Origin of the sequence: Silvanigrella aquatica, from assembly GCF_001907975.1 — a bacterium.
In the GTDB taxonomy this organism is placed as follows: domain Bacteria; phylum Bdellovibrionota_B; class Oligoflexia; order Silvanigrellales; family Silvanigrellaceae; genus Silvanigrella; species Silvanigrella aquatica.
Genome location: NZ_CP017836.1, coordinates 18,930 through 36,988 on the forward strand (window position 1 = coordinate 18,930; position 18,059 = coordinate 36,988).

An 18,059-nucleotide genomic window follows, 5' to 3' on the forward strand; every position below is an offset into this window, starting at 1 on the left:
TATTTTTATTCTTGACGAGGAAAATTGATATGCTAACATATATATGTGGCTCTCTCTGTTAAGGGTTTGCACCCACCCACTGCCAATGGGTTTTAGTGCTGCTGCGCTCTCTGCCAGCATTTATAATAACAGGTCGAGCTTGAATCGAAAAGAGCCACTTACCAATTTTTAGTTTGAACTTGAACATAGCCCTGACAACTGTCAGGGTTTTTTGTTTCTTTATTTTTTTGATATTGGCTTCCATTCCAACCATAAAAATAAAATAATAATTTTTTATTAATTTTTTTAAATTAAAATGAGATCGAGTTGGTATTATATTGCTCTTATCATCTTTTTGTAATTTAAAATTACTATTTAATTTTATGCAACTCATTCCCATATATTACACGCTGTATTTTTTTACTAATTAATTACAATTTAGATAGTCGGAACCTCTGAAAAAACGCTAAAATATTTTATTTCCCTTTTTTCTTCCCATGCTTTATCTTTTTCTACTAAATTATTATAGTGATATTTCATTACATTAATTGCTTTATAAATTCTTACAAAGAGATAAATGGTGTTTTAATTCTCTAGAAATATCTTTATTTTGATTAATTTGTGAATAAGTCATTGTTAAATCCTCCTTTAAATATTTATATCGCAAAGTAATCATAGTCACCGATAACTTTAATATTATTTTTAATATTGTTATAGTTTATTCTTGATCTATTTAACTCTATGTTAAATAGATCATTAGTTCTTTTATGCTTATAATGTTCGCAATCGTTTAAAACACAGGAAAATAAATTAAATATATTTTCATTAAATTCATATTCATGCTTTTTTATGTTATATTTATTCCATGACGATATATGAAACATAATTTCACATATTTCTTCTTTTTTCTTAAAAGAAAGCAATTTATTTAAAGCAATAATAAAATCTATATTCTCAAAATATGAAAGAAAATTTATAAAATTCAAATTACTTTTAATACTAAAAGACTTTATATAAATAAATAATTCATCTAATATATTTTTTTCAATTATTTTATACATATTTCTCAGAATTTGTGCGCATTTGTAGTTATACATACAATTTCCATAATTATTAAAAACATAAATAAGAGCAAATGATGTATCTTCAAAATTAGTAATATATTTTGATATTTCTTTTAAAGACTTTGCATTTAAAAGTCCTTCTGGTAGCAATGCAGAGTCATCTAAAATATATTTTGTATGAAATCCTTCAAATGTTTTGTCATTTGATTGGTAAATTCTTTTTAACTCAGGATAGTGCAATTCCACTTCTGAAACATAAAAGTTATTATATAAATAATGGTGAAAATATTTAGCTTGACTTATTTTAAATTTTTCAGAAACAATTTTATAACACCTATCTAAAGATTTTTGTTTCACAAATGTATCTAATTCATCCATCTTATTATCAAAAATTAGTTGCTTTATATTATTGTATTCTCTACTCATTCCATTGTTACATTTTAAGTCATTATCAATTATTATTTCCATTTTAAAATCCTTTATTATTATCTACCAAGGAGTTTCAGTAGAAAATTTTCTCCCATTACAATTATAAAGTATCTTAAATTCTTTGTTATTATGAAATATTTTCTTTAAATTATAATTACAACTATTACAGATATAAATATGTTTATACATATCACTACATTCATTCATTCCTGACTCTTTTAGTTGCATTTCCGTAAGCGACATAACATAATAATCATTATCTTGTTTATCCCCGCACAAATTGCAATCAGTCTTATACTTTTCATTACTAGAAAGACATTCTTTATTAAAATTTATTTCTTGATCTAAAATTGATAGTGAAATTTTTTCTAGATTTGAACCGCAATCAAAGCACAATAAACAAATATCATTTATATAATTTACATACTGAGCATTTGCACTTCCTGCACAATATGAAAAATCGAATATTTTTGAGTATGATTTTATTTCTTTATTACATGCAGCACAATACCCCCATTCAGATTCTTTTAATTCAGACTTATTCAAAGAAATAATATCATTTTCAGTTGAAGAAAACATAAAAATAGAACCTCCATAGTTAATTAAAGTTAGCTAAAACAAAATATTGGGTGTTGATAATTCTTGATTGAAAATTCTGTCCAGTATATAAGCCAATCGAGTATTTCAATACAAAATTTAGGATAAGATTCTGTTAATAATTCAAGTTTCTTTTGTTTAAAAATTGTTAAATGATGTTTTGTTAATAAAGCTATGTTTGCTTCTTGGAACAAAGAATATTCAAAAATTCCATATTCTCCAGCGTCATCAGCGTCATTTCTGATTTGTTCCTTACTAAAATATTTTCTTAGACCTGTAACTTCAATGAATTCATCCATTGTTCTATTACTCAAATTTATTTCATTCTTTCCTTCAATTGGAGCATTTCTATCATATACTTCCTCAACATTAAAATGAATATAAGAACAACTTTCTGGATCTTCTGGTACAATTTTTAGTTTCCCAATACCTAATTTTATAGTCATATATACTCCGCTAATTTTTCATTTTTTATTGCTGGAGCCATAAAATCATTTTTTATAATGTCATTATAAATTAAACTATTATCATCTGTCATATCTTTCTTTAATTCGCTAACATATTCAACCCAATCTTCTGATATCTTTCTATACTTTAGCCAATTAATTACCCAATTATTTTCATCAATTCGCATTAGTTCTTTTGCTTTTTTAATATCGTCTCTATCTGATACACCAATAAAGGCTAGGCTTAGTTTATCAAATAATATTTCAAAAAGTCTGTTTCCAACTTCAGAACTTAGATAATAATCTCTTTTCATTTGTGCTTTTGAAATAATATCAATTTGTCTTTCATTTAAGCCAAATGACTCATATATTTCATATGTTTCTTTGTTTGATGCTACTGATGGGTTTGCTAGATATATTTTTGTTTTACATGTTTCAAGTATAACTGTAACTATTGATGATTTTTTAATTTCTGAGACTGTTTGTGTCGCAAAAATTACTGCACAATTAAATCTCCTCATCTCTCTTAGCCATTGTTCAATTCGACTAGAAAATATTTCATGTTTAAAAAATACCCATGCTTCATCTAGTATTAATAAAGTTGGTGTTCCATCCAATTTATTACGAATTACCTTAAACATATATAACAATGCTGGTAACAATATATTCTCACCTTTTTCCATGAGTTCATCCATTTCAAACACATTAAATTTTGCGCTTGAAATAAAATCTCTTTCTCCATTGAAAATACTTCCGTACATATCTTTATTAATATAGGGACTAAATGCACTACGAATTTCAATATTTTGTACTTGTGAAACAAATTTACTTAAAATTCTTTCATTAGATGTTTTTGTTTCTTTAGACATAATATCTATGGCTTTTGTAATAGCTGCTTGTTCTTCTGGTGATATTTTTCTATTGCGTTGTAGTTCAAAAATTGTTGTTAGCCATTCTATAGCCCATGATTTCTCATCTGGATTATCTATATTTGCTAAAGGACAAAATGATATATGTTGTTGCTCTTCTTCTTGCTGATTCTTACTAACCGATAAATTAAAATGAGACCCTCCTGCTGCTTTACACAAAAGGTACATAGAGAGACCCTTATCAAACGCAAAAACTTGAGCGTTTTTGTACCTAAACTGTTGGGCTGCTATAAAAGCTAATAAAGTTGATTTTCCCGATCCTGGTGGTCCTATAAGCAGTGTATGCCCTACGTCGCTTACATGAAGGGAGACCCTAAAAGGGGTTCTACCTTCTGAAGCTGCATAAAACATAGGAGGTGCTTTTTTTCCTGTTTCTTTGTTTGAATATTTATTATTTGGATGACGCTCATCGCCAGACCATGCAGCAGTCAGGGGCATTAAGTGAGCGAGGTTGTGAGTTGAGACTATTGGCTTTCTGATGTTTGCAAAGCTAACTCCAGGTATAGACCCTAAATAAGCCTCGACCGCATTAATCGACTCAACGAAACCTGGAAGCCCTATTTGCTCAAGTAGTTTTAGTATTTCGTTTGCATTATTATCTGCTACTTCTTCATCTTCGTTCATGATGACTATAGAGGCTGTATAAAAACCATATCCAAGCTCTTGGGTTTGATTTTCTCGTACTGCTGCGTCTGCGTCGTGCATCATATCTACAGCATCACCACTTTGAAATGAGGTGGATTGAGAGCCTATTTTATCGTTGATCATTGATTGAATAGTATTTTTAGCTTCATCCCAATCTTTACGAATTTTTTCTATCTTTTTTCTTGATGTAGATTGATCTAAAAAAATAAATCTACTGTTAAATCTAAACTCAAATGGTAAATTATTTAATATTTCCAAAAAACCCGCTTGCAAGTAACTAGGAAATGATTTTATTGCTATTGCTCTAATATGTTTATTGCCTATTTTTGGCTTAAAACCACATATTAAATCCCGTGAGGCCAAGATATAATCCAAATACATAGGAACAACTGGCAATGCAACTTTATGTGATAATCCAGATATACAGTAATGAAAATAAGACAACATTTCTTCACTTGAAAGTCTCTTAACAAAAATTTCAGTTGAAAAAATATTAATAAATTTAACAATTGATTCTTCGTACTTCTTTAATATCTTATTTAAATTATCTTCTTTTTTATTACTTGAATCTTCTGTTTCAAACAAAAAAAACATTTTTTTGTTTACAAGATTGGCTGGCGTAAAAGTCAAATTTAAATAGTATTTATTTTCATAACATGTATCACTTGATTCAAAGATAACTCTTCTTGAAGCGTCTATAGCTTTAGTTACGTAATCACTAAAAAAACATTCATTTTCACTTGGGTAATAACGTGATTCGTTTCTTATAGTATCTATATGTGCCATCCAACCGTCGCCAAGTTTCATTAATGCAGAATTGATAATTCGACTAACATGGCCTAACTCATATTTTGTTGAACTCGATAAATCTTTTCCTCTTATCTCAAATGTTGTAAGAAACCCGCCTGATTTTAAAAACATAACACTATTTTCTACAAATCCTATATAAGGCAAATATGAATCGAGTCCTCTTTCTTTTTTAAAAAATTTAGGCCACATTTTTTCTCCTTAACTTGTCAGATTATTTTTTTAATCTGACAAATTCTTTTATTTTAGTGATATAGTCATTTGCATTTAAATTTATATAATTTGCTCTACTGGTTGCTGGTATATAATCGGGTATAAACATATGCCTCAAATAAACTGAGAACATGAGTTCATCTTTTTCATATGCTTTAAAAAGTAACACATGAAAAAATACACCCACAGGAATAACGCAAAGTGCAACATAAAATGTAAATTGCAAATATAGAAATGCGCCAATAGAAATAAATGAAATTATATTTGCCCAAAGCCAATGAGCTGGCATATTGCCCATTACAACTTTTCTTACTAAAGATTTTCTAATGATACTTACACTTAATTCTTCCATGAAATAATCCTATTCTTTAAAATGAGGCTCCATATAGAGTATTTATCATGCCTTTTGCACCAAAGATTATAGCTCCACCAATACATGTTCCGATAATTTTTTTGAAGCCAGCTTCTTTTTCATTTTGTATTAAGAAATTGTAACCAGCCCAAAGAAACCCAATCAAAACTAATAATCCACCAAGATAATAAAGTGATTGTTGAACTAATTGAATTGGCTTTTCCCAAGGTAGTCCCGTTTCACTCCCTTCCCCGCTAGAAGCCATTGCATAATTAGCTAAACTCAAACAATAAAATAAAGAGTACTTAACAATATTTCTCATATTACCTCCTAAAGTATTTGAGAATTTATTAACAAAAGAAACACTATTTACAAATTTTTAATCAGTTAATATCTTTAAATACATATTCTTTCCCTTCGTGACAAATTTCTACTATTTCATTTATTTTCCTCCCTTGATCTGTTTTTTGAATGCTAATAATATAATTAATTGCCTCTGCTATTATTGCAGGAACTGGATTGATATTGTGTGCTGTTAATATTTGTTCTATTTTTTTTATTCCTGCTCTTGCATTATTTGCATGTACTGTCGCAATCCCACCGCCATGACCTGAATTCCAAGCCATTAAAAGTGCATAAGCTTCAAATCCCCTAACTTCTCCAACACAAATTCTATTTGGCCTAAATCTCATCATGATTTTTAATAGAGCATTCATGTCACGTTTATCAGATGTTTTTAGATCTATTTTATTTTTTATCTCGCATTGCAATTCTCTGGTATCTTCAATTATTCCCATTCTACAATCTGGATCTAATTCTGATATTTCTTTAATTATTGCATTTGCAAATGTAGTTTTTCCTGAAGCTGTTGCGCCTACTATTAATATATTTTTTCTGCTTTTACATATTTCTGATATAATATTTCTTTGATTAATTGATAGCGTATTAGATTCTACATAATCATTTAATGTATATATTTGTATTGCTTTTTTTCTAATTGAAAAACTTGGAGCTTCAACAATGGGTGGTATTGCACCTTGAAAACGTGAACCATCAATTGGAAATTCTGCACTTATGTCTGGATTATTAGAATCTACAATTGTATTTAAAGAATACGCTACAGTATTAATTATCATCATTGTTTTATCTGGTGATATTTTACCAATGTTTTCTAATATTCCACCATGCTTTTCTATCCATATTGTTGAATCTGGATTCACCATGATTTCAACTACATTGTCGTCTTGTAAATAAAATAAAATTGCTTCACCAAGATCAAACTTTAATCTTTCCCAATTTTCTATTTTATGTAGACTACTATTGTCCATATTAAATACCCTTTACTAGCGGGGAAAAGGTTACATTATGTTTATTGAAAATCCTGCGCTTACATTAAAGTAAAATGGATCATAGATTGATCTATAAAATTTATTCGATCCATATCCTGCTTCTCCATCAATATTAAAATTTATATAATATGTTAAAGGAATCATGTAACCTAAATTTAAGCCAATCCCAAAACCTGTATTATTAAAATATTGAATATGCTGTTCTAATCCTAAATAAATTCCATACATATGCTCTTGAAACCAATATGTTTCACGAATATCTACCCATCTATATCCTGGCGACCAAGTGTGACCTAATCCAAATGAAAATCCAGAATTATTCATAATGTCAGCTTTAACAGACCATCCACCAAAAGGATTAAATGTGTCATTATCTAAGTTCTGTTGTGGAAAAAAAACACCATAAGCACCAATTTGAGCTTCTGAATATGCAAATGAATTTTGATTAAATACTAAAAATCCAGATAGAAAATAAAAATATTTTAGTTTATTAATTATGTTTAATTTCATATAAAACCTCGTTGAGTATTTAAATAATTTTTAATACTATATTGATGTATCTTTAAATTAAGGAGAGTTTTTATGTTAGATTTGATTTCGATTGCAGCTTTATGTGCGCCAAATGTTGCAACTGATACCATTCTTTCAATTATAAAAACAGAGAGTAATGGAAACCATTTAGTCATCAATGACAACACAACAAGATCTTCATACAAGCCAGTAACAAAAGATGATGCTATAAATATGTCTTTTATATTGATTAAAAAAGGGCATAATTTAGATTTTGGTCTCATGCAAATTAATCTTGTGAATGCTAAGAAATTCCACTTAACATTAAATAATTTATTTGATCCTTGTGAAAATATTAAAGTTGGCGCAAAAATACTTACAGATAATTTTATTAAAACTTCCCGTGAAAATTCAAATGAACAAATTGCACTTTTAAAGGCCGTATCTATGTACAATACAGGAAGCTCACATAAGGGCTTTTCTAATGGATATGTAAAAAAAGTTCTTGGAAATGCTAAAATCATAAAACTTCCACCTGATTACTCTGAAAAAGTTATTGATTAATTATCTGAACTAATTGGTTCTAAAATCATGTCTTTATTTACTATGATGTTAAATTCGTATCCAGGACGTATAGAAATTGTTGGAGAAACATTCATATTTTTTTGAACAACTTGCCCAGTAATATTTGCAATTTGTGTTCCTGCTTGTCCTGCTATAGTTTGTCCAATGACTTCATTTTGCGATGGTGTAATGCCTGATGATGTTTGAGGTTGTGAAAGCTGCGCACCTGCTCCAATTATTGACATCAAAATTGCGCCAGATAATAAATTTGCAAAGTGATTATCAACCTGATCTGCAAATCCTGAATATCCCTCTTTATCTGTTCCAGGCATTCCTTTAATAGAAATACTTGCGCCATCTGAAAAAATTAATCTATTCCAGTTTAAAAGTAGACGTTTTTGTCCATAAGCAATTTTGGATTCATACTTTCCAAAAATTTTTGTTCCTTTTGGAATTAATAAAAATGTTCCCGTCACAGAGTCATAAACGTTTTGTCTTACTACCGCTGTAGAATATCCTGGCAAGTCGCTGTTAAGTCCTGTTTCTAAAACTGCTGGTATAAATGTACCCGTCATGACCTGATATGGAGATTTTGCAGCTTTTTTTCTTGAACTTAGATAAATTTCATCGTCTTCAACTGCTTTTTCAGCAGCAAATGCTTTTAACTGTTGGTTAACTCGTTCGGGTTCTGTGTTTGATGAAATTGCAGCCGCTTCGAGTTGCTTTGCATTTATTGCATTTACATCCATATCCCCAATTTTATTTTTATTTTCATTAGAAGGCATAGCATTATTTGAATTTGGGCTATTACTTTCTACTTTTTTTGTATTATTTTGATCTATGTAATCTGGTATATTGTTATAATTTGTATTGTTGGAAGCTGGTATATTTGATTGACTAATTATTTTTTCTTTTGGTTTATTTTCATCTTCCTCTTTTGGATTTGATTTAAAATTTGCCGCAAATGTGACTCCTAAAAACCCTATAGCAGCAAAAGCAGTTAAATACTTAATTTTATTTTTATTTGTAACTGCCTTAACTTTGGGAATGACCTCATTTTTATTATTATCTGACATATTATATTCTCCTCAAAAATTTAATTATCTGTAAACATTTTTGAAATTAGACCAAACGTGCCTTTTCTTGTAAAAATAACCTTATTTTGAGCATTTCCTACACCGCTTTTAAGCTCACCACGATCCAGCATGACATCAATAATTATCCAATTTTTATATATTCTTTTATTCACTTGACTTTCAGCTCCATCAGAATCAAGAGAATAAACTGTTGGAAAATCTGGAGAATTAAAGAATTTTTCAGGTAATTGTATAAAAGTTTTTCTTCCATCAGTTCTAATTTCAACAGGTGTCCAACTCGTTTTATCGCCTCTGATATAATAATTATATTTTGATTTACTTGGTATATCTGTGAATACAGTAGATAATTTTGTTTCTTTATCTTGATAATAAAATGCAACTTTATTAAAATATTTTTTCTTATCGCTTTTTAAATTAATTATATACTGTCTTTTATCAGTTGAAATAATCAAGTTTGTAGTTATTTTTTCTACAATTGGTTTTAAAAAAACATGTGAATTTGTTTGTCCATCAGTATTTTTAACATTAATAATCCATCTAGTAGCATCACCAATTTGTATATTTGTAATACTTTCGCCAGGGTCAAACTGCACGTCACACACAAATTTTGGCGAACAAATAACTAGCGGTGTTCCTACTCCGTAAACAAAATATACTACTCCATTTTTAATAAAAGGTTTTGCTTTTTGTATTTTCCTATAATTATCTACGTTATTTAAATATTCATTCTCATATTCTTCTTCTGAATCAATTTTTCCTGTTTTTGTTTTTTTGTTTTGTTTATGATTTCCCTCTTCTTCGCTATTTTCAGAAACTTTTTTTACGTTTATTGATGGAACTTTAACATCTCCATTTTTTATTACTTGTAAAGCTTTTTCCTGTTGGATCATTTGCTGAATTTGTTTTTCTTTTTCTTCTTTTTCAATCTTTTCTAAATAAGGCTTTAATTGATCTGATTTTTCTTGACCGTAAGCCGTAAAATAAAATGCCATTGCTGAAATAATCAATAAATTTTTCATACTTTATTTTGTCCTTGTCCAATTAATTGATTTGATAATTAGTCCAGTAGGATTTTTAATAAAATCTTGTTCATTTTTAATTGGAATTATTCCAATATTTACAATAGCACTCCATGTCGTTTCTCCAACACTTAATCCATTTTTAGAAGCTGTTTCCGTCCAATTTATTTGCCAAGATTCAGTCGATTTAATTGGCATGATAGAGATTATTGAAACAGATATATTCATCATTTGTGCTATTTTTTCTGGTGGATTATTAGCCCAATATTCTTGCAAAATATTTGATGCAGTCTCTGAACAATATTTTTGTGCTACTTGCATCCAATATTTTTTTAGCTTTCCGTCTGTTGTTACTGTTCTGACAAATGTAATGAATTCACCAAGCTGATAAGCCACAACAGAGCTATTTAATTTTGTTGTAGGATCAACACGCTCAATGACAATTGGTTTACCCAGTTGATCAGTTTTTACAAAAAATGCTGTGATTTTTGATTGCAATGATACTGCTACTAAGCCTACAATAGAAATAATAAGTGCAATTAAAATAAAAAATGATATTTTTTGCCATTTTTCTTTTTCTCTTATGAATGAACCATATCTTTCATTCCATTCCCATTTTGCGTGAAGATACGGGTTATTTGTATCTTGAAATTCTGTTAAGAGTTTTTCGTTTTGATTTTTATTTTCAATATTTTTTTTCTTTTTAAATAACATATTTTCTTCTCCTAATTTTTCTTACTTGATGGTGGTGGAGGCATTTTTTGTTCAGAAAATGGAGAGGAATCCACATTTGATTTGTGATTATTGTAAAGATTTGATGCTTTTCCGCTAATTGAATTTTTAATTGATGAACCAATATTTTTAGCAGCAGAAGACATGGTTTGCGCTGCTGCCTTTGGTGCTGCTGTCTCAATTGGTGAGCCGTTGGCCATATTATGCGCCATGTTAGAACTCATAGAGTTTTTTGCTGCATGCGCATGACCAGCACCTTTCAAAAGCGCATTGCCAGCCATTTTTCCAAGGCCAGAACCTATTCCGCCCATGATTCCGTTTATACTTCCTGGAGCTGCTGTTTTGCCTCCTGTTGCAATTGCAGCAGTTGTTGCTAAAGCGGCTCCGCCTGTCGCAAAATGATCTCCGCTTGAAGTTGAAGTCATTCCCGATAAAAATCCATTTGCAATTGCTGAAATCTTTTTTGCAATAGCTGCATACATTACAAAAATTACTACTGTAATGATGACCGCCTGATAATCACCTTGAGCAATAGGATCTTTTCCTAAACGTTCTGCAACAATTTCACCAATCCCAACACCTACTGCTACAATTAAATAAGCAATGAAAAGTTTAATTGCCGTAGTGAGACAATATGTTAAATAACCATCAGAATATTTTTTTGTGTATTTAGAGCCACCCAAGCAAAGAAAAAAACACCCACCAAACATTAAAATGTAAGCTTCAATTTTTGTAGTTAAAAGTTCAACGGCCACAGTTAAAAAGCAGTAAATAATTACAGCAACAGCAATTAAATAAATTCCTGCTTGAAAAAATGCGGTAATAGGAGCATTTTTCATATGTTGGATAAATATATTTACAACTTCTAATCCAGTATCAACTACACCTGTTGGACTGAGCTTATTTACGCCTGTAATACGTGAACCAAGGATTTCAAAACCTTTTAAAAATCCCCTATTTGGATCTGTGAGCATGGGAAGCAATTGTAATACCGTTAAAATCCCACCAATAACAAAAGTCTTTAAAATAATGCCACTAAAAACATCTTGAATTGAATCCACTTTTAAAACATGTTTCATACCAATAACAATGATATCAATTACTGCTAGAGTAATTAAAAATTGTTTTGCATAAGTTTCAGCATTTAATAACCAACTACTTGATGCTTCATAAAATATTTTCTCAATACTATCTAAAACATTAAATAAGTCTTCAGATGTATCTTGGGCAAATGAATTACGAGAAAAGAATAAAATTGATATTAAAATAATTTTTAACTTGTGTTTTCCAAAAAATTCAAATATTTTTATAAAATTAATAACTTTCATTATTTTACCTCTAAAATTAAATATGCTTTACTAATAATATTTTTTTTATTAATTATTCCTATATAACGAGAATCTAAAGACCTATTTACACCATCTGCAAAAACAAATAATTCATTCATTTCTAAGATTTTTTTAAAACCATTATTCAATCTTGGAAGTTTATAACCATTTTTATCAACATTATATATATTTGAATTTTTAACTAAATTTTCATTTAAATAAACATCATCATTTTTAATTTCAATTTTATCTCCAGTGATTGCAACAACTCTTTTTATGAATGGAGGGTATTTATTATAGCATTTCCCAGTAATATTTTTTGAAATATACCCTCTATAAGAGAAAAGTTCAAAAAATTTTTCTTCTGGACAAAATGTTATAATATCATTTCTATTGATTTCTTTAGAAAAATTTCCAGGCATAAAATAAAACCCTTTTGTCATACTGTTGCTTATATTAAAACCTATACTTATATTTAATAAGTAAGAACTTAAAACCACTGTAATAATTAGAAATAAAATGCTGATGTATTTAATCATTTTAAAAATTAATCTGTACTGGTGTTGTGTTTATAGTTGGGTTTAAACCATTAAGTTTCCATGCTCCCCAAGCAAATATTTTTCCATTTTTATTCACTGCAAAAAAAGCGTATTGAGAACCAGAAACTTGAGAAAATGATTCTGATGTATTGACTTGCACAGGAGTACTTGAATTATTATTAGAACCATTACCTAATTGCCCTGATTCTCCAAGACCCCAACAAAATGTTTTATTATCTGATGTAATTCCGCATGAATTCCAACCAGATGCAATAATTGTAGTAAAATTAGTTATATTTAAAACTTGAACAGGACTATTTGAATTATTATTAGAACCGTTACCTAATTGTCCATAGCGGTTATCACCCCAACAATATGTAGTTCCAGAATTACTTAATGCGCAAGATGCCAATCCACTTGTTGAAACAGTTTTAATATTACTTATTCCCGTAACTTTATTTGGTAAATTATCTATGTTTTGCCAGCAATAAACATCCCCATCATTTGTAACAGCACATGCGTTTGTTGCACCAACGGAAATATTTTTAAAAGATAGTTGAGAATTGATCTGAATTGGATTCGGTGAATCTTTGTAGCTTAATCGATCGCTATGATCTGCTAAAGAACCCCAGCAATATACAGTTCCAGAATTAGTTAATGCGCATGTGTATCCATTGGTACCTGTAGAAATTTGGACAATATTACTAATTGAATTAACTTGAACTGGTGTATATGAATCCGAAGTAGAACCATTACCTAATTGTCCGAAGCGATTAGAACCAGCACAGTACGCATTCCCATTTGATACAAAACATGTGTTAAACAGACTTGCAGATAAAAAGCTTACATTTGTTAAGTTTGTAACTTGTGTTGAATTTTCAGTATTTGAATTTGATCCATTACCTAGTTGGCCATAATCATTTTCACCTTGGCACTTTACATTTCCATTCAATGCAATTCCGCAAACATAATTAGTACCAGCAGATAATTGCTTAAAAGAAGTATTAGCATCCATATCAGAACTACCATTACTTTTTCCGCTTGTATTAGCTCCACAACTCGCTAATAAAAAAGAGACGGAAACGGGAACAAAAAAATAATTTTTCATACTAGCATTCTCCTATACATGTTTTGTATTTTGATGGGTCGTGTCTTTTATAAGGTTTACCGATAAAATTTTGTAACTCTAATCTTTTATCTGTTTCGTTTTGTATTTGGCTTGCTCTATAAGCATTTGCAGCCCTAATTTCAGAAGAAATTTGATTATTTAAATTAGACAATGAAGCTAATGTTAGATTAGCAACTGCTGCCGCACTTCTTTTATCTGCTGTATCTATGTCTTTTTGATTAGCTAAAGCTTCATTAGCTACTGCAATTTGCGCTGATAATAATTTTAATAAACTATTGCTTCTATTCTTAAAATCATCAGTATAATTCCTGATTTTATAGCCATCATATCCAGGATAAAGTTTATTGTATTGCTCTAAACTTTTATTTATATCTGTTGATAAAATTTCATTTGCTCTTTCAATTTGAACTCTCAAATTTTTCATATTAGCAAAATATTTTGAAAACTCAGGAGACATCCACTTTAATGAATCAGAATTTAATTGACCTAAATAATTATTAGACGTTTGCATTTGCTGATAAAGTTGAACTAATTGTTGATATTGTTGCGCCATTTGAGCAATAGCTGCAACATCAATTACTGGTACACCACCTGCATATGAGTTTGTTTCTATTGAAAATACGAAAGAAATAATAAGCAATTTTTTAACTAATTTATTTTTTACTTTTTTCATTTTGTGTCTCACTAATATCTATATTTTTAATAAAACTAACTCTAAGCCTATGAAGTATTTCAGCCGCTTTTGAACGACCATTTTTTTGAGATTCAATTTCAATTAATTTTTTGAATATTTTTGGCAGTCTGATTTTAATTTGAGAATCTAATTCAGAAGTTTTTATGTTATTTAAATCAGATATTTTAAGTGTATATCCAGATATAATTATTTTTTTATTTTTATATATTTCATTGAGATCAGTCATCGAATTTTAAACCTCCTAAAGTACCAAAGTGGTACCTGCATTAAAAAAAAAAATGCGGTGCGCTGTTCTGGTAAGTTATAGCATTATCTAAAATTGGTATCAATAGACAATTACCAAATTTTGGTAATTGCTTGACATGAAAGGATAAGTTAGGGTTAGTTGATGTTTTTGTTCTATCCTTAAAAGGGGCACCCAATTGACGATGGTAGCTATTTGAATTGAATTTCAGTATAGATACTATAAATAGTAACAATACATTAATATATTTTTGTTACATTAATATAGAAAAAAGAGCGCAAAGTGAAAGACAACAATTTAGATACAATTGGAAAAAGAATAGGCTTCATTAGATCAATATTAAGAACAACGAGAGGCTATTTGCAAAAAGAATACAATATATCAAGTAGTTCAATAAAAGTCTGGGAGTATGACAAGATTGTACCTACAAAGCAAAGCCTTGAGACTTTGGTGTATGCCTTTAACAATGAGGGTATAGAAGTTTCTCTTGATTGGCTGGAAAAAGGGGGGGATAAACCGCCTTCATTAAATCAGAAACTTAATATTACTAGTAGAAAAATTCTTAAAGAAAATAAAAATGAAAATTTAAGTCTGATTTCTAGCGATGATCAAAGAGCATTATTAGAAATAAAAAAATTAATTTCCCTTTATGATGATTGTATATACATGTATCTTTCAGACGAATCTATGAATCCTCGCTATGTACAAAACTCTTGGATTATTGGTAGGAAAAAACCTTTAAACGAATGTGTTGGAAGAGATTGTATAATTAAATTAACTGACTCTCAAAATTTCACTTTTAGAAGAATTATAAAAAATAAATATGAAAATAAATATACTATATATGTTCTTAACCCCATCGACGGTATTTACGATCCGAATATAGTAAATGCTGATATTGAATTTGCTGCGCCTGTGACTTGGGTAAGAAGTTTATTTTAAAGTGATTCATAACTATATTTTTACTCAAGTTATGTATTTTAATCATTATTTTTCTATTTTTAATTGCAAAATTTAATTCATCAAAAAGCTTATAGTTTGTAAAAAAATTAGATGAAAATGTTCTATATTCTGAGTGTTCTAAATAACAAATTCCTTTATTTATATCAAATTTATTCTTGTATCTCAGAATTTCCTTGTGCATTTTACTGCTATAATCAAAACTAGAAATTAAAAATGTTCTCTCGTTATATGGTATATGATTCAATACACAAGTATCATGAAAATGAAAAGAATTTTTCCAAACATAATCATAATTTAATACAATATTTCCCGCTTCTTCATCTTTTTTTAAAAAATCAAACCACTCAGGCCTTGAAGAAAAAGAATAAGCTAATCCATTTATATAATCATTAAATCCAAATGAATAGTAATCAATACCGTATAAATGCAATTTCATATCATATATAAGCGAGTGAATATTTCTAGAAAGTTCTTGACTTATTAATAAATTATGTTTCATTTTTATTCTCTAAAATATTAACTATTTCCTTTGGTACACGACATACTCTATTTTTTTCTGGATCAAAAGTAACCATCTTTACAATTGCTTCCGCATGTATTAATTCATTATTATCAGGTGATTTAAAAATATATTTCAAATCAAAACTAGCACCATCAATTTTATTAGTATATTGTTCTAAAATAATTTTATTGGGATAATGATAAGGCTTTTTAAATAATATATTACATTCATGTAATATCAATTGAGTTTTTGAACTCAACGAATATTCCCAAAATAGTTTTGCCCTAGCTTCAGTCATAAAATCAAAATATTTTGAATTATTTAAATGGTTGTATGGATCTAAATCAGTCCACTTTATATTAACTTGAATTGTATTTAAAAGACTTTTATTTTCCATTTTAACACTCCATCCAAAAAGAAACTACACATATGATAGTAAAAAATGCCATTTTACAAAATAAAGATCAAGTTTTGTTCACATATATATAAGTATTTATTTTTTTTTTGATTATTTTGTTCTTAACTCAAGATTAATAATTCTTAACTGCGACGATTCCCAAACCTTCTTGCCCGTTCCACAAACTTTCTTCAGGATAGTGCCCTCTCCTAGTAAAATAACCTGCCTTTTCAGTTAAAAAACCTGCCTCAACAAGCAAACTCGACATCAGATCTATATCTAATAAATTGAATACATTTGGCATATTACTTCTCATTTGCTCCTGCATTTCAGGATCGGCATGAAAAATATATTCATGCGGTCTTAAAATACCTGGATCTTTTTCTTTCAAACTTTTTTTTCTAACATAATTTTGGAAGTGATGTTTATTATATCCATGAAAAATTGAATCTGAAACAATAAATAACTTACCTTTTTTTTCAAGATATGAGTTCATTTTTTTTAGTGTTTTAAGAATTTCTTCCGAACTAAAAAAGTGAAATAATCTTGAACAATAAACACTAGAAATACTTTCTAAATCTATATCTAAATCATCTAAACATGATCCTGGTATAATTTTTAAATTAGCTTTTAATTCATCTGGAGTTTTGCTATATAATACATCTAAATGCTTTGGTTCAATATCGTTTACTATGATTTTTCCACCTTTTTTTAATACTTCTAAAGATATATTTCCGTATGCTGCTGCAATTTCTAATGAGTAATTAATATTTTTTGAGGCATAATCTATAAATTCCAAAGTATATTCATCAACAACTTTATCAATCATCCATCCTTGTTTATTTAGAGTTGGGATTAAAAAAGTACTGTCGTAACAATCAGACATACTAACTCCTTTTAAATTATAGCAAAACTAAAATATATACATACATTCTATAAATTATGTTTTCAACCTGTTTTAATCTGTTTTTTTTTATACTATATTCCATTTGTATTTACTTTTACTTTAATGCTAATGGGCGGAAAAAATGATAACTCTGCATTTTATTCATGGATTTTTAGGTTTTTCAAGTGATTGGGATATATTTAAAGAAGATTTTAAAAAATATAATTCCGTATTTTATTCAATATCAAAATATATGACCTCATCAAATAAACAAGAAAATTCTAGTTTCATTTTATGGGCATCTAATTTTAATAAATCAGCTTTAAAAAACAAGGTTAACCAAAAAAATATTCTTATAGGTTACTCTCTTGGTGGGAGGCTTGCACTTCACACATTAATTGAAAGTAACAGATGGGACGCCGCAATTATTATTTCAGCAAATCCTGGATTAAAAAGCGAATCTGAAAAGCTAGCAAGAATTGCCAACGATAATTCATGGGCTAATCGCTTTCAAAACGAGAATTGGAATGATGTGATTAATGCCTGGAATTCTCAAGGAGTATTTTCAAATATGCAAAATACTCTTAGCAGGGAAGAAAAACTTTTTAATAAGACAGAAGTTGTAAATATATTAAAAGAGTTTTC

23 protein-coding genes are annotated in these 18,059 nt (G+C 28.8%); 3 read left to right on the forward strand and 20 right to left on the reverse strand.

Annotation, left to right across the window (positions count from 1 at the left end):
* Positions 1 to 58: 58 nt before the first annotated feature.
* The 9 genes from AXG55_RS14645 to AXG55_RS14685 all read right to left on the reverse strand — a co-directional run bounded on the left by AXG55_RS14645 (position 59) and on the right by AXG55_RS14685 (position 7,320).
* Positions 59 to 379 carry a hypothetical protein gene (locus AXG55_RS14645; RefSeq protein ID WP_233231458.1) on the reverse strand — a complete coding sequence of 107 codons (321 nt, stop codon included), beginning with the start codon at positions 377 to 379 and terminating at the stop codon, positions 59 to 61.
* A gap of 256 nt (positions 380 to 635) precedes the next feature.
* The gene (locus AXG55_RS14650; RefSeq protein ID WP_148698940.1) at positions 636 to 1,511 is read right to left on the reverse strand and encodes a hypothetical protein; all 876 of its coding nucleotides are present in this window, start codon (positions 1,509 to 1,511) and stop codon (positions 636 to 638) included.
* A 21-nt stretch (positions 1,512 to 1,532) separates the two neighbouring features.
* Positions 1,533 to 2,051, reverse strand: coding sequence for a hypothetical protein (locus AXG55_RS14655; protein ID WP_148698941.1), 519 nt, complete (start codon positions 2,049 to 2,051; stop codon positions 1,533 to 1,535).
* A 29-nt stretch (positions 2,052 to 2,080) separates the two neighbouring features.
* On the reverse strand, positions 2,081 to 2,515 hold the full coding sequence (locus AXG55_RS14660) for a hypothetical protein (protein ID WP_148698942.1): 435 nt from the start codon (positions 2,513 to 2,515) through the stop codon (positions 2,081 to 2,083).
* Complete coding sequence (locus AXG55_RS14665) at positions 2,512 to 5,088, reverse strand: VirB4 family type IV secretion/conjugal transfer ATPase (RefSeq protein WP_148698943.1); 2,577 nt, start codon at positions 5,086 to 5,088, stop codon at positions 2,512 to 2,514. The genes AXG55_RS14660 and AXG55_RS14665 overlap by 4 nt, the downstream gene beginning before the upstream one ends.
* Positions 5,089 to 5,110: 22 nt before the next feature.
* Positions 5,111 to 5,461: a hypothetical protein gene (locus AXG55_RS14670; RefSeq protein WP_148698944.1), complete on the reverse strand. Its 351-nt coding sequence runs from the start codon at positions 5,459 to 5,461 to the stop codon at positions 5,111 to 5,113.
* Positions 5,462 to 5,477: 16 nt separating this feature from the next.
* Positions 5,478 to 5,783 carry a TrbC/VirB2 family protein gene (locus AXG55_RS14675; RefSeq protein ID WP_148698945.1) on the reverse strand — a complete coding sequence of 102 codons (306 nt, stop codon included), beginning with the start codon at positions 5,781 to 5,783 and terminating at the stop codon, positions 5,478 to 5,480.
* 61 nt (positions 5,784 to 5,844) lie between these two features.
* Positions 5,845 to 6,789, reverse strand: a complete 945-nt coding sequence (gene trbB / locus AXG55_RS14680; RefSeq protein WP_148698946.1) for a P-type conjugative transfer ATPase TrbB — start codon at positions 6,787 to 6,789, stop codon at positions 5,845 to 5,847.
* A gap of 30 nt (positions 6,790 to 6,819) precedes the next feature.
* The gene (locus AXG55_RS14685; protein WP_148698947.1) at positions 6,820 to 7,320 is read right to left on the reverse strand and encodes a hypothetical protein; all 501 of its coding nucleotides are present in this window, start codon (positions 7,318 to 7,320) and stop codon (positions 6,820 to 6,822) included.
* Between the two features lie 72 nt (positions 7,321 to 7,392).
* Between AXG55_RS14685 and AXG55_RS14690 the strand changes: the two genes are divergently transcribed.
* Entirely contained in the window at positions 7,393 to 7,884 is a 492-nt protein-coding gene (locus AXG55_RS14690) for a lytic transglycosylase domain-containing protein (protein ID WP_148698948.1), read from the forward strand.
* Here AXG55_RS14690 and AXG55_RS14695 read toward each other — a convergent pair.
* Genes AXG55_RS14695 through AXG55_RS14730 form a run of 8 tightly spaced genes read right to left on the reverse strand, consistent with a single transcriptional unit; the run spans position 7,881 to position 14,648 of the window.
* Entirely contained in the window at positions 7,881 to 8,960 is a 1,080-nt protein-coding gene (locus AXG55_RS14695) for a TraB/TrbI/VirB10 family type IV secretion system protein (RefSeq protein ID WP_148698949.1), read from the reverse strand. The two genes, AXG55_RS14690 and AXG55_RS14695, sit on opposite strands and share 4 nt — an antisense overlap.
* A gap of 20 nt (positions 8,961 to 8,980) precedes the next feature.
* Complete coding sequence (locus AXG55_RS14700) at positions 8,981 to 10,000, reverse strand: TrbG/VirB9 family P-type conjugative transfer protein (protein ID WP_148698950.1); 1,020 nt, start codon at positions 9,998 to 10,000, stop codon at positions 8,981 to 8,983.
* 3 nt (positions 10,001 to 10,003) lie between these two features.
* On the reverse strand, positions 10,004 to 10,714 hold the full coding sequence (locus AXG55_RS14705; protein WP_148698951.1) for a VirB8/TrbF family protein: 711 nt from the start codon (positions 10,712 to 10,714) through the stop codon (positions 10,004 to 10,006).
* An 11-nt stretch (positions 10,715 to 10,725) separates the two neighbouring features.
* Positions 10,726 to 12,060 (reverse strand): P-type conjugative transfer protein TrbL, encoded by a 1,335-nt coding sequence (trbL, locus tag AXG55_RS14710; RefSeq protein WP_148698952.1) that lies wholly within the window; start codon positions 12,058 to 12,060, stop codon positions 10,726 to 10,728.
* Positions 12,060 to 12,599 carry a conjugative transfer signal peptidase TraF gene (gene traF, locus AXG55_RS14715; protein ID WP_148698953.1) on the reverse strand — a complete coding sequence of 180 codons (540 nt, stop codon included), beginning with the start codon at positions 12,597 to 12,599 and terminating at the stop codon, positions 12,060 to 12,062. The genes trbL and traF overlap by 1 nt, the downstream gene beginning before the upstream one ends.
* Before the next feature lies 1 nt (position 12,600).
* Complete coding sequence (locus AXG55_RS14720; RefSeq protein ID WP_148698954.1) at positions 12,601 to 13,707, reverse strand: RCC1 domain-containing protein; 1,107 nt, start codon at positions 13,705 to 13,707, stop codon at positions 12,601 to 12,603.
* Position 13,708: 1 nt separating this feature from the next.
* Positions 13,709 to 14,401, reverse strand: coding sequence for a hypothetical protein (locus tag AXG55_RS14725; protein WP_148698955.1), 693 nt, complete (start codon positions 14,399 to 14,401; stop codon positions 13,709 to 13,711).
* A complete protein-coding gene (locus tag AXG55_RS14730) occupies positions 14,382 to 14,648 on the reverse strand; it encodes a TraY domain-containing protein (protein WP_148698956.1) in 267 nt (88 codons plus the stop codon). Before AXG55_RS14730 ends, AXG55_RS14725 begins: the two co-directional genes overlap by 20 nt.
* A 300-nt stretch (positions 14,649 to 14,948) precedes the next feature.
* Between AXG55_RS14730 and AXG55_RS14735 the strand changes: the two genes are divergently transcribed.
* Entirely contained in the window at positions 14,949 to 15,608 is a 660-nt protein-coding gene (locus AXG55_RS14735) for a hypothetical protein (protein WP_148698957.1), read from the forward strand.
* On the opposite strand, the gene AXG55_RS14740 is transcribed toward AXG55_RS14735, so the two are convergent.
* From AXG55_RS14740 to AXG55_RS14750, 3 genes are all read right to left on the reverse strand, one after another.
* Positions 15,517 to 16,128: a hypothetical protein gene (locus AXG55_RS14740; protein ID WP_148698958.1), complete on the reverse strand. Its 612-nt coding sequence runs from the start codon at positions 16,126 to 16,128 to the stop codon at positions 15,517 to 15,519. The genes AXG55_RS14735 and AXG55_RS14740 overlap by 92 nt on opposite strands.
* Complete coding sequence (locus AXG55_RS14745) at positions 16,118 to 16,528, reverse strand: acyl-CoA thioesterase (RefSeq protein WP_148698959.1); 411 nt, start codon at positions 16,526 to 16,528, stop codon at positions 16,118 to 16,120. The genes AXG55_RS14740 and AXG55_RS14745 overlap by 11 nt, the downstream gene beginning before the upstream one ends.
* 133 nt (positions 16,529 to 16,661) lie before the next feature.
* Complete coding sequence (locus tag AXG55_RS14750) at positions 16,662 to 17,414, reverse strand: class I SAM-dependent methyltransferase (protein WP_148698960.1); 753 nt, start codon at positions 17,412 to 17,414, stop codon at positions 16,662 to 16,664.
* 142 nt (positions 17,415 to 17,556) lie between these two features.
* Between AXG55_RS14750 and AXG55_RS14755 the strand changes: the two genes are divergently transcribed.
* The coding region (locus AXG55_RS14755; protein WP_233231459.1) for an alpha/beta fold hydrolase at positions 17,557 to 18,059 on the forward strand (503 nt) is incomplete at its 3' end.